General features: G+C 73.2%; 11 protein-coding genes and 1 tRNA gene. 3 read left to right on the plus strand and 9 right to left on the minus strand.

Annotated features, from left to right (window positions below; genetic code table 11):
* Nucleotides 1-14: 14 nt before the first annotated feature.
* Nucleotides 15-1,247: a winged helix-turn-helix domain-containing protein gene (locus tag KM842_RS09240; protein ID WP_216257749.1), complete on the plus strand. Its 1,233-nt coding sequence runs from the start codon at nt 15-17 to the stop codon at nt 1,245-1,247.
* Here KM842_RS09240 and KM842_RS09245 read toward each other — a convergent pair.
* Nucleotides 1,244-1,825 carry a LemA family protein gene (locus KM842_RS09245; protein WP_216257751.1) on the minus strand — a complete coding sequence of 194 codons (582 nt, stop codon included), beginning with the start codon at nt 1,823-1,825 and terminating at the stop codon, nt 1,244-1,246. The two genes, KM842_RS09240 and KM842_RS09245, sit on opposite strands and share 4 nt — an antisense overlap.
* A gap of 261 nt (nt 1,826-2,086) precedes the next feature.
* Here KM842_RS09245 and KM842_RS09250 point away from each other — a divergent pair, with 261 nt between their 5' ends.
* On the plus strand, nt 2,087-4,519 hold the full coding sequence (locus tag KM842_RS09250; RefSeq protein WP_216257753.1) for an Ig-like domain-containing protein: 2,433 nt from the start codon (nt 2,087-2,089) through the stop codon (nt 4,517-4,519).
* A 224-nt stretch (nt 4,520-4,743) separates the two neighbouring features.
* Here KM842_RS09250 and KM842_RS09255 read toward each other — a convergent pair whose 3' ends face one another.
* The 8 genes from KM842_RS09255 to KM842_RS15865 form a co-directional block, all read right to left on the minus strand.
* Complete coding sequence (locus KM842_RS09255) at nt 4,744-6,066, minus strand: threonine/serine exporter family protein (RefSeq protein ID WP_216257754.1); 1,323 nt, start codon at nt 6,064-6,066, stop codon at nt 4,744-4,746.
* 80 nt (nt 6,067-6,146) lie between these two features.
* Nucleotides 6,147-6,220 (minus strand) — tRNA-Leu (locus KM842_RS09260).
* Nucleotides 6,221-6,313: 93 nt separating this feature from the next.
* Entirely contained in the window at nt 6,314-7,786 is a 1,473-nt protein-coding gene (locus KM842_RS09265; RefSeq protein WP_216257756.1) for an NAD(P)/FAD-dependent oxidoreductase, read from the minus strand.
* A 46-nt stretch (nt 7,787-7,832) separates the two neighbouring features.
* Entirely contained in the window at nt 7,833-8,381 is a 549-nt protein-coding gene (locus KM842_RS09270; protein ID WP_216257757.1) for a DUF501 domain-containing protein, read from the minus strand.
* A 35-nt stretch (nt 8,382-8,416) separates the two neighbouring features.
* Nucleotides 8,417-8,992: an FtsB family cell division protein gene (locus KM842_RS09275; RefSeq protein WP_216257760.1), complete on the minus strand. Its 576-nt coding sequence runs from the start codon at nt 8,990-8,992 to the stop codon at nt 8,417-8,419.
* Nucleotides 8,993-9,250: 258 nt separating this feature from the next.
* The gene (eno, locus tag KM842_RS09280) at nt 9,251-10,534 is read right to left on the minus strand and encodes a phosphopyruvate hydratase (RefSeq protein ID WP_216257762.1); all 1,284 of its coding nucleotides are present in this window, start codon (nt 10,532-10,534) and stop codon (nt 9,251-9,253) included.
* Between the two features lie 96 nt (nt 10,535-10,630).
* Nucleotides 10,631-11,875, minus strand: a complete 1,245-nt coding sequence (gene hisS, locus KM842_RS09285) for a histidine--tRNA ligase (protein ID WP_216257764.1) — start codon at nt 11,873-11,875, stop codon at nt 10,631-10,633.
* A 217-nt stretch (nt 11,876-12,092) separates the two neighbouring features.
* A complete protein-coding gene (locus KM842_RS15865; protein WP_253206065.1) occupies nt 12,093-13,001 on the minus strand; it encodes a MazG family protein in 909 nt (302 codons plus the stop codon).
* Between the two features lie 143 nt (nt 13,002-13,144).
* Between KM842_RS15865 and nhaA the strand changes: the two genes are divergently transcribed.
* The gene (gene nhaA / locus KM842_RS09295; RefSeq protein WP_216257766.1) at nt 13,145-14,323 is read left to right on the plus strand and encodes a Na+/H+ antiporter NhaA; all 1,179 of its coding nucleotides are present in this window, start codon (nt 13,145-13,147) and stop codon (nt 14,321-14,323) included.
* The last annotated feature ends 92 nt before the right edge of the window (nt 14,324-14,415 follow it).

Raw genomic sequence — 14,415 nt, forward strand, 5'->3', positions numbered from 1 at the left:
GGTAGCGTTCCGGCATGGTCAGGACCGCGCTCTCCGCCGCCGAGGCACGCCGTGTCGCCCTCGCCGCCCAGGGCTTCGGCCGTCCGCGCACCGACCCCGTGCCCGCCCGCGCCGTGTCCGCCGGCGCCGCGCGGCTCGGCCTGCTGCAGATCGACTCCGTCAACGTCTTCGAGCGCAGCCACTACCTGCCCCTGTTCGCCCGGCTCGGCGCCTACGACAAGGGCGCCCTCGACCGGTTGACGCTGACGCAGCGCAGCCCCTGGATCGAGTACTGGGCGCACGAGGCGGCCTTCGTCCCGCGTGACGACCTGCGCCTGTTCCGCTGGCGGATGGACGCGTACCGCGAGCGCGACGCCACGAACCCGACCCGGGTCGCCGGCGTCGAGCGGACCGCCCGGGTGCGCGACGAGCTCCTCGCGGTGCTCGCCGCCGAGGGCCCGATGCCGGCGAGCGCGGTCGAGCACGAGTCGAACGTCCGGCGCGGTCCCTGGTGGGGGTGGAGCGACGTCAAGCAGGGGCTCGAGCAGCTCTTCCGCTGGGGTGACGTCGTGAGCGCCGGCCGCTCCGGCTTCGAGCGCGTCTACGCCCTGCCCGACCAGGTGCTGCCGGCGGGGTACTTCGCGACCGCCCCCGACCGTGCCGACGCCGTCCGCGAGCTCGTGCGTCGGTCCGCCCGGGCGATCGGCGTCGGCACCCGGGCCGACCTGGCGGACCACCACCGGCTGCGCGCCGACGACACCGCCGCCGCCGTCGCCGACCTGCAGGACGCCGGGGAACTCGTCCCGGTCACGGTCGAGGGGTGGCGGGACCGCGCCTGGATGCACGTCGACGCTCGGGTCCCCCGGCGCGTCGACGCCGACGCCGTGCTCAGCCCGTTCGACCCGGTGGTCTGGTTCCGACCGCGGGCGGAGCGCCTGTTCGGCTTCCACTACCGGATCGAGATCTACACGCCCGCGCCGAAGCGGGTGTTCGGGTACTACGTGCTGCCGGTGCTGCAGGACGAGGCGCTCGTCGGCCGCATCGACCTGAAGAACGACCGGCAGCGGGGCGTGCTGCACGTCCGTACCGCGTGGCACGAGCCCGGTGCCCGCATCGACGCCGAGCGGCTAGCCGCGCTCCTCCGTCGGACCGCGGCGTGGCAGGGCCTGGGCGACGTCGAGGTCACCGACCGCGGGTCAGCGGCGCGGGACGTGGCAGCTGCGCTCGGCGTCCGGGCGATCGACCCCGCTGCCTTGCCCGTCGACTAGAACTGGACGCGCGGCGGTTCGGCGATCGCGGCCGGCTCCGCGGTCTCGAAGAACGGTGCCGGGCCGACGCCACGACGCTTCGCGAACGTCGACGTGGGGAACTGGCGCACCTTGGTGTTGAGTTCGCGCACGCCGCCGTTGTAGTGCCGTCGCGCGGACTGGATCTTGTCCTCGGTGGACACGAGTTCGGACTGCAGCTGGAGGAAGGCCTGGCTCGACTGGAGCTGCGGGTACCCCTCGGCCACTTTGAACACGCCCTTGAGCGCCTTCTGCATGTGGCCCTCTGCGGTCGACGCGGCGACGGCGTCCCGTGCCCCGAGCGTCTCGGCCCGGGCGTCGGTCACGGCCGTGAGGACGGACTGCTCGTGCGTGGCGTGGCCCTGCACGGTGTCGACGATCGTCGGGATGAGCGCCGCGCGCTGCTGCAGCTGCTCGGCGATCTCGGACCAGGCGGCGTCCACCCGGCCCTGCAGCGCCACGAGGGACTTGTGACTGACCCAGAGCCAGATCCCGATCACCACGAGGATGACGACCACCACGCCGATCACGATGAGGGTCGTGACGAGTCCGGTGTCCATGCGGGGGTACTCCTTTGCGCGTCGGGTCGCGGTGCCTGCCGGACCCCAGCGGTCTGCTGGTCGGACCGGGAGAGGTCCGGATCGATCCTACCGAGCGAGTCGAGGGGCCCTCGTTCGTCAGTGATCTTCACGGCCGATTCCCGAGTGGCACACACCGGGCTCGCCGACGCCGTCCGGCACGGGGGTCGTTCCGCGCCGATCGGGCCGGTTCCTCCGCGCGGGGTGTTGACCCGGACGCCCGGATCACGTGGGATGGAAGGGATGGACACGGCAGGGGACGACGTGGCGCACCGGGACGACAGGGGTGACGTCCGGCGTCGCCGACCCCGCCGACCGGCCGCACGCCGGCCCGCCGCGCGCCAGCCTGCCGCACACCGACCGGTCCCACACCGACCAGCCGCACGCCGCACCGGGCGCCTGCTCGCCGCCGCCCTCGGCCTCGTCCTCCTGCCGCTCGGTGCGCTCCCTGCCGTCGCCGCGACCACGACGTTGCCGGGAGCGGGTTCGCCGACCGCCCCTGCGGCGACGCAGCCGCCCGTCTACGCGAACCCGGTGCCCGCTCCCGCGGCCCCGAGCCCGACGCCGAGCCGCGCGCCGACGCCGCCGACGACCGGGACGCCCACCCCGCCGACGATCGCCGACCCCGGCGACATCACCACCGACCTCGGTCGCTTCTCGGGTCGCGCCACCCCTGGCCACGGCGTCCGCGTCGCCGACCCGGCCGTCCCCTCCGCGTCGGTGTGCCGGACGACGACCCGCCCCGACGGGAGGTGGTCCTGCGTCGGCACCGTGCACTCCGGGCCCGCGCAGGTCTTCACCGTGCTCGACACGACGTCCTCGTCGCTGCCGGGTGCCGACGCCGCCCCCTCCGACGTCATCGTGCCGCCGACGGTGGACACCGGGCAGCCGACGACCGGTGCCGTGACGGGGACCGGCCGAGCGGGTGCGACGGTGACCGTGGCACGTGCCGGCACCACCGCGGTGCGGACCGCGACGGTCGGCCCGACCGGGACCTGGCACGTGGGGTGGGGCGTCGGTCCCGGCGCTCTCGCGAACGGCGCCGTGACGGTCACCGCGACCCAGACCGCGAGCACGGCGGACGGGTACCGCTCGGACCTGCGGAGCGCGACGTCCGCGCCCCGGACCATCACCATCGACCGCACCGCCCCGGCAGCGCCGCGCATCCTGACGCCGTCGGCCGGCGACGAGACCACTGCGCAGCCGGTCCGGATCGCGGGCACCGCCGAGGTGGGCACCATCGTCACGGCCTACGTCGACGACGTCGCCGTGTGCCGGTCCGAGGTCAGCGCTGGCGGTTCCTGGTCCTGCCGGGTCGCCGACGTCCTCCGTGCCGGCAGTCACCGCGTCGCAGCGGGCGCGCAGGACCTCGCCGGCAACACCTCGCGCCCCTCGACGGCCGTCGTCGTCCGGGTCCCCGGTGGCCCGACGGCGACCGGGTCCCGCGCGCCCGGCAGCTCGTCGGAGCCGTCCGCCGGTACCGGTTCGACCTCCGGCGTCGGCCCGACCGCTGGGAACGACGCGGGACGGCCCGGCGGCTCCGGCACCGGGCGCGGTGGGAGTACCGACGGCCCGACCGGCGGCGGCGCGAGCGGCCCCGCCGGGACGGGCACGCCGGACTCCGACGACCCCACGTCCGCCGGCGCGCTGCCGAGCGGCGGCGTGGGCGGCGGCGGGCACCCGGACTGGTCCGGCCCGGCCGGTGACTGGACGGTCGCGACGGGCTACGACCGCGCCGTGCCCACCATCCAGTCCTCGTTCTCCTGGCGCACCCTGGCGATCGCCACCGGGGTCGCGCTGGCGTTCCTCCTGCTCGTCGCCGGGCCGGTCCGGGTGCTCGCCGGAGCCGTCCGCGGTCGCCTGCCGAGCCGCGCCTCCCGGTTCACCGGTCGGAACCGGCCGCGGTCCGAGCGCACGCGGGGCGACGAGGCCCTGCCCGTCTGGGGCTCGGTCGCCGTCGCGGTCACGCTCGCCGGCGTGCTCGCCCTCCTCGGGACCGGCATCGCCCTCGAGGCGCGGTACGTCCGCCTCGCGCTCGGGGTGCTCGCCGGCGTCGGCGTCCTGACGGCCGGCGTGGTCCTCGCCACCCGCTGGGCCGCGGGGACGGACCGCCACACGGTCACCTACCGGGTGTCCCCCTGGCTGGTCCTCGCCGCCGTCGTCGCCAGCGGGCTCACCCGCACGCTCGACCTCTCCCCCGCGCTCGTGGTCGGTGTGCTCCTGGTCCCGGTCGGCCGGACCGACGTGGACACCGCCGCCGTGCGGATCGGTGTCGGTCTCGCGGCGTGCGCACGGAGCGCGACCTGGCGGTCGGTCACCCTGCTCGTCCTCGCGAGCGCCGGCTGGGTGCTGCACAGCGTCGTCCCGGGCTCGGGCTTCGTCGGGTCGCTCGTCTCGGAGTTCGCGAGCACCCTGTGCGTCGGCGGCCTCGGGTCGCTCGTCGTCACGCTGCTGCCGCTCCGCGGATCGGCGGGCGCCGCGCTCGCGTCCGTCTCCCGGTCCCGCTACGCGGGGCTCGCCGCGGTCGCCGTCGGGCTGGCGGCGGCGGTCTACTCCGGGCCGACGGGCACCCACGTGCCGGTCGCGGCCATGACGGCCGGGGTCGCCGTCGTCGTCGCCGCTGCGGTCGGCGTGTGGTCCTGGTCGCGCTTCCGCGGTCCGGCACTGCCCTCCTGACCCGGGCGTCCCCCCACGGAGGCGCGGGTCCGACCCCGCGTCCCGCACCTGGGTAGGCTCTCCGCCGCCGTCCGGCCGGGAGGCCCGCCACCCGTCCCGCAGGCAGCCGTCAGCGGTCAGCCGCCAGCCGTCAGCCGTCAGCCGTCAGCCGTCAGCCCGGCGGCTGCACGACGGACGCGCAGCGCGCCTCCCCCGCGGGTCGCACCGGGACGACGGGACGATCGTCAGTGTGACGGAGCGTTCCGGGCGAACAGACCGGGCAGCAGCCCGCCGATCTTGGTGCCGACGCACAGACTGACGAAGGTCGCGAGCGGCGTCGCGAGCGCGGCTGCGTCGAACGTGGCCACGGCGACCAATCCGACGGTGCCCGGCACCAGCAGCAGGAACGCCGGGCGGAACGACACCGTCGCCGGGATGACGGGCACGATGCGCTCGAGCACCCGGGTCCCGACGAACAGCAGGGCGGCCGCCAGGCCGGTCGCGACGACGCTCCCGCTGAACGGGGTCAGCCACGACACGACCGCGTACGCGGTGAGCATGACGAGGACGGACGCGGCGGTGAGCCGGCAGCCCGAGCCGAACACGAGGCTGATGCCGGTCGCGAGCACCACGACGGCGAGCCACGACGCCCAGAGGGCGGGGACGGCCTCCCACCCGGGGCGGTCGGTGCCGATGCCCGCGACCTCGCCCACCAGGGCGGCGGAGGTCGGGTCGATGCGCAGCCCGGTGACCGTGCTCCCGGCGGCGATGCCCGCGGCCATGAAGCCCAGCATGATGAGGCCCTGCATGAGCCGCGCCGACCCGGTCACGATGTCCGCGGCGGTGAGCTCCAGCAGCGCGTTCGTGATGAGGGCCCCGGGCACGAACACGGCGACCGGCGCGCACACCGCGTAGAGCGGGACGTGGTCGAAGCCCGTGCCGGCGGCGACGAGACCGACCACGGCCGTGGAGCAGAAGGCGGCCAGGAAGGGCACGACGGCGACGGCCTCGCGGAACCGTCGCAGGAGCAGCCCGATCACGCCGACGAGCGCGCCGACGACGAGGGCGAGGAGCACGGCCCACCACGGGCAGCGGAAGACGACGGCGAGCCCGGCGGAGGTCAGGGCATTGCCGAGCACCCACGGCAACGGAGCCGGCGGACGGGTGCCCTGCCGGATGCTGCGGGCCCGCGCGGGGATCTCGGCGAGGGCGATCGCACCCCGCTCGAGCCCGAGGACCAGGCGGTTCGCCCGGGCGGACTGGCGGAACGAGAGCTCGATGCCCTCGGCGTTCACGATCGTGGCGGCACCGGTCGCGGTCTCGCTGACGATGACGAGCGCGGGCAGCACCCCGATCGCCAGCCCGTCGCCGACACCGGCGGCGTCACGGGTCTTCTCGAGGGCGGACCGGACGTCGGTGACGGAGCTGCCGGCGTCGAGCAGGAGGGCACCGAGCGTGCCGAGCAGCATGCCGACGGGGACCGTCTCGCCGTCGATGACCTCGACGTGGGCCTCGGGGCGCCGGAGGGCGTCCCGGAGGTTCGTCAGCGCACTCCCGATCCCGACCACCAGGTCAGCGTAACGAGTCGCGGGAGCCCTGCTCGGCACAGCCTCACGGACAGGGGCTGGCGCTTGCGCTGGCCGATCCGTACCCCCGGTGGGACTCGAACCCACAACTCGACGATTTTAAGTCGCATGCCTCTACCGATTGGGCCACGGGGGCGCACGACCGCGGGCGGTCGGGCCGCAACAGCCTACCGACGCGAGCGGGCGGCCACCCACCGGGTGACCGCCCGCTCGACTGCGTGCGTGCTGCTTACTCGGTCTTCGCCGACTCGCCGGCGCCCACGGGCTCGGCTTCCTTCGACACGTCCTCCGCCGGGGTGGCGTAGGCGGGACCGGCGGCACCGGCGGGCTGGCCCTCGGCCGGGGACTCGGCGTCGGGAGCCGCCTCGACGGCCGGCTTCGGCCGCGAGGCCCACGCCTCGAACGCCGCGCGCGGGGTCTCACGGTCGTCGAGCGACGCGATGTCACGGCCGAGGAAGAACGCGCCGACCCAGTCGCCGACGACGCGGATCTTGCGCTCCCACGACGGCATGGCCAGGCCGTGGTAGCCGCGGTGGGCACCCCAGGCGAGGAAGCCCTTCATCGCGAACTTGCCGGACTGGAAGACACCGATGCCGAGGCCGAGGCCCGCGACGGCGCCCAGGTTCTCGTGCTTGTAGTCGACGGTCGCTTCGCCACGGATCGTCGCGACGAGGTTCTTCGCGAGCTGCTTGGCCTGACGGACGGCGTGCTGGGCGTTCGGGACGCACATGCCGCCGACGCCGCCACCCGTGAGGTCCGGGACGGCCGCGACGTCACCGCAGGCCCAGGCGTCGGCGATGACGGTGCCCTCGTCGACAATCCGCAGGTCGGGCTGCACGGTGATGCGGCCGCGGGACTCGAGCGGGAAGTCGGTGCCCTTGACCATCGGGTTCGCCATGACGCCGGCGGTCCAGATGATGAGGTCGGACTCGATGGTCTCGATCGACTCGTCCTTGGCCTTGAGCTGGCAGACGCCACCGACCGCCGAGGCGAGCTGCGTCTCGAGGTGCACCGTGGCACCGCGCTCGGCGAGGTTCTTGAGCACCCAGTGCGACGTCTCGAGGGAGACCTCGGGCATGATGCGGCCCATCGCCTCGACCAGGTGGAAGTGCGTGTCCTCGAAGGCGATCTGCGGGTAGCTGCTCAGCAGGTCCGAGACGAAGGAGCGGAGCTCGGCGAACACCTCGATGCCGGCGAAGCCACCGCCGACGACGACGACCGTGAGCAGACGCTGGCGCTCGGGGCCGGCCGGGAGGTTGGCCGCCTTGGCGAAGTTCGTGAGGATCTTGTCGCGGATCGCGGCGGCCTCTTCGATGGTCTTGAGGCCGATGGCCTCGTCCGCGACGCCCGGGATCGGGAACGTGCGGGAGACGGCGCCGGCGGTCATGACGATCTGGTCGTAGGACTCCTCCCACGCTGCACCGACCTCGGGCGTGATCGTCGCGGTCTTGTTCGCGTGGTCGACCTTGGTGACCTTCGCGGTGACGACGCGCGTCGACTTGAGGTGGCGGCGGTGCGAGACCACGGCGTGACGCGGCTCGATCGAACCGGCGGCGACCTCGGGGAGGAACGGCTGGTACGTCATGTACGGCAGCGGGTCCACCATGAGGACCTCGGCTTCGCCCTGGCGAAGGTGCTTCTCGAGCTTCCATGCGGTGTAGAAGCCGGCGTAACCGCCGCCGACGACGAGGATCTTGGGCACGGGGGATGATCTCCTTGGGCTGGTTGAGCTGCTGCTGGGCGGCTGGTCAGGACTCGCCGCCACCCACCCCGACTCCGGCGTCTGCGTCCTCATCATATGCCCGGCATACGCACCGGGACGGCGACCAGTCCGCGCGCTCGAGCGCGAGGTCACCGATGGGGTTGACGCCGGGTCCGGCGGCGAGGGCGTGGCCGACGAGCGCGTGCAGGCACTTGACACGGGTCGGCATGCCGCCCGCGCTGATGCCCGCGATCTCCTCGACGTGCTCGATCGACTCACGGTCGTCGAGGTACGCCTGGTGGGCGGCGCGGTACTGCGCGGCGGTGTCCGGGTCCTCGAGGAGGGCGGCGAGCTCGGGCATCACCTGGTTCGCCTCGAGGGTGCTGACGGCCGCGGTGGCAGCCGGGTGGCACAGGTAGTACAGCGTCGGGAACGGGGTGCCGTTGCCGAGGCGGGGCTTCGTGGACACGACCGTCGGGTTGCCGCACACGCAGCGGGCGGCGATGCCGATGACGTCACGTGCGGGGCGGCCGAGCTGGGCCGACACCACCTGGACGTCGTGATCGGTCGGCGGGTCGAACGGAGGTGTCGTCACGGGGACGTGAGCCTACCGGACTCCGCGTGCCGCCCCTACTTCGCGGTCGCGCCGCTGTCCGACCCGGCGCCGGAGCCGGTGCCCGAGCCACTGCCCGACCCGCTCCCCCGGCGGTCGAGCTCGTCGCTCGTCGCGTCCGACAACCCGGACTCGAGGACGGACGAGAGCATCGACTGCACCCAGTCGACCTTCGGCGTCTGCACCGACGAACTGACCGGCGTCCCGGACTCCGTCCGCGGCTTCGGCGTCGGCGAGGTCCCGTCCTGCGCGCCCATCACGAGGTAGCTCTCCTCGCCCGGGTACACGTAGAGCAGCCGGTCGCGGGCCTGGGCCTCGATGTAGGCCGGGTCGTCCCAACGCGCCACGTCGTGCTTCTTCTGCGCGACGTCGGACTTCTGCGCCGCGACCTGCCGCTGCATGTCGGAGATCTGCTCCTGCTGCTGCACGAGGGTGCGGAGCGACGGGGCAAGCACCACGACGAAGAGCACGATGATCGCGAGCATGAGCAGGCTGAAGCCGGAGAAGTGCAGCGACCGGTACCAGGGCTGCGCCGACCCGCCCTCGGGCATCGCCACGGGGACGCGGCGGACGCGGGGCTTCTGGCTGGGCACGGAACGACGATAACGCGGCCGCGGGGGCTCGGCAGCCCGCCGCGCGCGCGTTGCGCACCCTCTCAGCGAGCCGGCCGGACGGGAGGCCCGGGGGCGCGCCTCCCGGTCGGCTCACCGCCGCCTCGTCCGCGGGAGGCCGCCCCGCCGTCGGGACGGCGCCCCGCTGTCGGGACGGCGGCGCCGCACGGCGGCGAGGAGTCGGGCGGGAACGACGAAACGCCGCCCTCCCGGAGGAGGACGGCGTCTCGGTGGGACTGGTTACAGCGAAGCCGAACGCGGGAACGCGGAACGGCCGGCGTAGACCGCGGCGTCGCCGAGCTCTTCCTCGATGCGGAGGAGCTGGTTGTACTTCGCGACACGGTCCGAGCGGGCCGGGGCGCCGGTCTTGATCTGGCCGCCGTCGACCGCGACCGCGATGTCCGCGATCGTGGTGTCCTCGGTCTCGCCGGAGCGGTGCGACAGGATCGCGGTCATGCCGTGGCGGTGCGCGAGGGAGACCGCGTCGAGCGTCTCGGTCAGCGTGCCGATCTGGTTCACCTTGACCAGGATCGAGTTGCCGGCCTGCTCGTCGATGCCGCGCTGGAGGCGCTTCGGGTTCGTCACGAACAGGTCGTCGCCGACGATCTGCAGCTTCGAGCCGAGCTCGGCGGTCAGGTGGGTCCAGCCCTCCCAGTCGTCCTCGGCCAGCGGGTCCTCGATGGTGGCGAGCGGGTAGTCGCGGGCCAGGTCGACGAAGTACTGCGTGAACTCCTGGCTCGAGAGCTGCTTGCCCTCGAAGGCGTACTTGCCGTCGTGGAAGAACTCGGTGCTCGCGACGTCGAGGCCGAGCGCGATGTCCTTGCCCGGGGTGAAGCCGGCCTTCTCGATCGCCGAGAGCAGGAAGTCGAGCGCCGCACGGTTCGACGCGAGCTCCGGCGCGAAGCCGCCCTCGTCGCCGAGGCCGGTCGCCAGGCCCTGCTTCTTCAGCTCACCCTTGAGGGCGTGGTAGGTCTCGACGCCCCAGCGGAGCGCCTCGGAGAACGACTCGGCGCCGTAGGGCACGAGGAAGAACTCTTGGATGTCGACGTTGGTGTCCGCGTGGGCACCGCCGTTGACGACGTTCATCAGCGGAACGGGCAGCGTGTGCGCGTTCGGGCCGCCGAGGTAGCGGAAGAGCGGCAGGTCGACCGAGTCGGCTGCGGCGCGGGCGACGGCGAGCGAGGCGCCGAGGATCGCGTTCGCGCCGATGCGGGACTTGTTCTCGGTGCCGTCGAGCTCGATGAGCGCGGCGTCGACGAGGCGCTGGTCGGTTGCGTCGAAGCCCTCGAGCGCCGGGCCGATCTCGTCGAGCACGGCCTCGACGGCCTTGAGGACGCCCTTGCCGCCGTAGCGGGACTCGTCACCGTCGCGCAGTTCGTACGCTTCGAAGGCGCCGGTGGAGGCACCGGACGGGACGAGGGCACGCGAGACGACGCCGTCGTCGAGGAGGACCTCGACCTCGACCGTCGGGTTGCCTCGGGAATCGAGGACTTCACGTGCGCCTACGGCATCGATCACTGCCACGGGGTACTCCCTGTCGTTGGGTTGTTGGTTGCGTGGTCGATCCTAGCGAGGCCGGTCGTGCTCGACCCCGGGCTGTGGATGACCGGGAGGCGTCCGTCAGACGAGCGGACGGAACTCGACGCCCTCGAGCGTCTCGGTGTCGGCGCCCACGGTGGCGAACGCGCCGAACCCCTGCTCGACCAGACCGGCGAGCAGGTTCTTCATGTTCTTCGTGCGCTTCTCGAGGCGGACGCGGTGGTGCGTCGCGAGCGCCTCGGTCTTCAGCGCGGCGAGGCGGACGGGGTCGACGTCCTTGTCGTGGACCAGGACGACCGCGTCGACCGCTTCCGAGGTGGGCAGCGTCACGAGGTCGACGAGTCGCTCGAAGCCGAGGGAGAACCCGACCGCGGGGACGTCCTGCCCGAGGAAGCGTCCGATCATGCCGTCGTAGCGCCCGCCGCCGCCGAGGCTGTAGCCGAAGTCCGGGTGCGCGACCTCGAAGATCGTGCCGGTGTAGTAGCCCATCCCGCGGACGAGCGTCGGGTCGAAGCGGAGGTCGACACCGGGCAGCGCCGTACGCAGCCGCTCGAGGTCCGCGAAGGCGTCGGTGTCGAGCCAGTCGGCCCCGCGCACGCTCTCCCAGTCGGCGTGCTCGAGCGCCCGGATGGTGTCGGCGGTGGTCGCGGCGTCGAGGTCGAGCGTCTCGCCGAGCTCCGCCGCGACGCCCTCCGCCCCGATCTTGTCGAGCTTGTCGACCGTGATGAGCGCGCGGTCCGCCGCTGCCTGGTCGGTGACGCCCCACGACGCCAGGAGCGCCAGGAGGATGCGTCGGTCGTTGATGCGGATCGAGGTGCCGGTGATGCCGAGGGCGTCGAGGGCGGCCGTCGTCGCGCGGACGAGCTCGATCTCGGCGAGCTGCCCGGGCTCCCCGAGGATGTCGATGTCGCACTGCACGAACTGGCGGTAGCGGCCCTTCTGCGGACGCTCGGCTCGCCAGACCGGCGCGATCTGCACCGCTCGGAAGACGCTCGGCAACTCGGCGCGGTGCGAGGCGTAGAAGCGGGCCAGCGGCACCGTCAGGTCGAAGCGCAGCCCGAGGTCGGCGAGGTCGAGCGGGGCCTCGGCGGTGCGCAGGTCGTCGGTGGTGAGACCACGGCGCATGACGGCGAACGCGAGCTTCTCGTTGTCGCCGCCGAGTCCGGAGTGCAGCCTGGCGGCGTCCTCGACCACCGGCGTCTCGATCTCGTCGAACCCGTGCCGCGTGTACACACCGCGGATGACGCCGAGCACGTGCTCCCGTCGGGCCTTGTCCGCGGGGAGGTGGTCACGCATGCCTCGAGGGGCCGTCACGGTCGTCGCCATGGGGTCGATTCTCGCAGAGCACGGGCGTCGCTTGCAGCAGCGGGTGTCCGCTGATATGCTTCATCCAGAACCTCGGCAGGGTACGTGCCTGATCCACGTGCCAGCCGTCAGCGGGGGCGATGTGCTGCAAACGCCCACGCGGTTCGAGCGGGCTCCCCTGACGACGTTGCTCCCTGGTGACGTCTTCTCCCGCTCGCGGGCGTCCTCCTTTTTCGGGTTAGGAGGACGCCCGCTTCTCCGTCTCCCGAGCGTCGCGAGCAGAGTCGGACGAGCCGGCTCGAACCGCCGCGTCAGCCGCGCTCTCGCCCGCGAGCGTTCCCCCGGTCGACGCTCCGCCCGCGAGCGTTCCCCCGGTCGACGCTCCGCCCGCGAGCGTTCCCCCGGTCGACGCTCCGCCCTCGATCTCCCGCCCCGCCACCTCCAGCATCGCCACCGCAGCCCGGAGACTCGCGATCGGGTCGATCCCCTCCTCGTGCGCCACCGCCACCTCGGCCAGCATCCCGGCACCCCAGGCCGCGTCGACCCGGCTGTCCGACGGGGACCCGCCGACCGCAGCGGCCGTCCCGTCACCGGACGCCTCGACATCGGCACCGAAGCCGGCGTCGAGGCCGACCCGGTCGAGCACGGTCCCGTCGGTCACCGAGGCCACGGCGGCATGCAGGTCGCCGCGCTCCTCGAGCCGTTCGAGCAGCTTCACGGCACGCTCCAGCGGCGGCATCGCACGCGGCACGCCCGTGAACGCGCTCGTGCGTCCGGACTTCTCGGCCGCCTTCGCCGCACGCCACACCCGGATGACGTCCTCGACGGTGTGCGCCTCCTCGTCCCCGAACACGTGGGGGTGTCGGCGCTGCATCTTCTGGCGGACGGTGTCGGCCACGTCGTCGAGGTCGAACCGCCCCTCGCGCGCGGCGATCCCGGCGTGCAACACGACCTGGTACAGCACGTCGCCGAGTTCCTCGCGGAGCTCGTCGGTGTCGTCGCCGTCGATCGCGTCGACGAGTTCGTACGTCTCCTCGACCGCGTACCGGGCGAGGCTGGCGTGGGTCTGCTCGCGGTTCCAGACGCACCCGTGCTCGGGGTCGAGCAGGCGGTCCACGACGGCGACGAGTTCGGCAACGGAGGTCATGGGGCCATGCTGCCACCCGCGGCTCCGCGTGGATCAGTCGCGCAGGTGCTCCCGGTAGGCTGGTGCTCGGTGTGTCGGGAAGTCTGGTCGACGGTCCGTTCCCCGTACCCGGTCACGACCGGGACCCGACCACCCGGAGTCACATGCCCTCCTTCCTCCGTTCGCCCCGCTTCAGCGCGATCGCCCTCCTCTCCGCCGCCGTCCTCGGCCTCGTCGTGGCGAACACCGCGCTCGGCCCCGGCCTCGAGCGCGGCCTGGACTGGCACACGCCCTGGGGTGCGATCGGGCTCGACCTCTCGATCGCGCACTGGGTCAGCGACGGCCTGCTCGCGGTGTTCTTCCTGCTGGTCGCCATCGAGCTGAAGCACGAACTCGTCGCCGGTGAGCTCGCGAACCCGAAGACGGCGGTGGTGCCCGCCATCGCAGCGGTCGGGGGCGTCGTCGTGCCCGCGCTCGTCTACCTCGCGGTCACGGCGGGCACCCCGTACGGGCACGGCTGGCCGATCCCCACCGCGACCGACATCGCCTTCGCGCTCGGGGTCCTGGCCATGTTCGGCCGCGGGCTGCCCTCGACCATCCGGGTGTTCCTGCTCGCCCTCGCCGTGCTCGACGACCTGATCGCCATCGTCATCATCGCCGTGGTCTTCGCGCACGGAACGGACTTCCTCGCCCTCGGTGGCGCGTCGGTCCTGGTCCTCGTGTTCGCGGTCCTCGGTCGACGTCTCCGGCCGGGCAGCGCGGCGCAGCCGTTCCTCGTCGTCGCGATGGTCCTCGTCGGGCTCGTCACCTGGTGGCTCGTGTACCACTCGGGCGTGCACGCGACGATCGCCGGCGTGGCCCTGGGACTCGCCCTCCCCCGCCGTCCGGGTGGGACCCTGCACGAGCACGTCGAGCCGTGGTCGAACGCGATCGTGCTCCCCGTCTTCGCCTTCGTCTCGGCTGCTGTGGTGATCCCGGCGGTCGGCATCACCGAACTGTCCCCGACGTTCTGGGGCGTCGTCCTCGCGCTCCCGGTCGGCAAGGTGATCGGCATCACGCTCTTCGGCACGATCGCCGGCCGGCTGTTCCGTGGGCCGGGCCGCTCGACCCTGTCGTTCGGCTCGGTGGTGACCGTCGGTGTCCTCGGCGGTATCGGCTTCACGGTGTCGCTGCTCATGAACGAGCTTGCGTTCGCGGCGAACGAGGAGATCGTCGACGAGGGTGTCCTCGCCGTGCTCGTCGGCTCCGGCATCGCCATGGTGGCGTCCGCGGTCCTCGTCTCGGTGCGGGCCCGCCGGTACCGGCAGCGCCGGGAGCTGTCCGAGGCCGAGGCCACCGAGTAGCGGGCGCATCGCGTAGCGGCGGCACCGCGCACCAGCGCGGCAGACGACGGACGGGAGGCCCGTGGCGGATCCGCCACGGGCCTCCCGTCCGT

The organism is Curtobacterium sp. L6-1 (genome assembly GCF_018885305.1).
Lineage (GTDB): Bacteria > Actinomycetota > Actinomycetes > Actinomycetales > Microbacteriaceae > Curtobacterium > Curtobacterium aetherium.

Excerpts from the sequence above, each read along its gene's own strand:
- KM842_RS15865 (WP_253206065.1), bottom strand. The coding sequence starts at position 13,001 with ATGACCTCCGTTGCCGAACTCGTCGCCGTCGTGGACCGCCTGCTCGAC.
- nhaA (WP_216257766.1), top strand. The coding sequence starts at position 13,145 with ATGCCCTCCTTCCTCCGTTCGCCCCGCTTCAGCGCGATCGCCCTCCTC.
- KM842_RS09240 (WP_216257749.1), top strand. The coding sequence starts at position 15 with ATGGTCAGGACCGCGCTCTCCGCCGCCGAGGCACGCCGTGTCGCCCTC.
- hisS (WP_216257764.1), bottom strand. The coding sequence starts at position 11,875 with ATGGCGACGACCGTGACGGCCCCTCGAGGCATGCGTGACCACCTCCCC.
- KM842_RS09245 (WP_216257751.1), bottom strand. The coding sequence starts at position 1,825 with ATGGACACCGGACTCGTCACGACCCTCATCGTGATCGGCGTGGTGGTC.
- KM842_RS09250 (WP_216257753.1), top strand. The coding sequence starts at position 2,087 with ATGGACACGGCAGGGGACGACGTGGCGCACCGGGACGACAGGGGTGAC.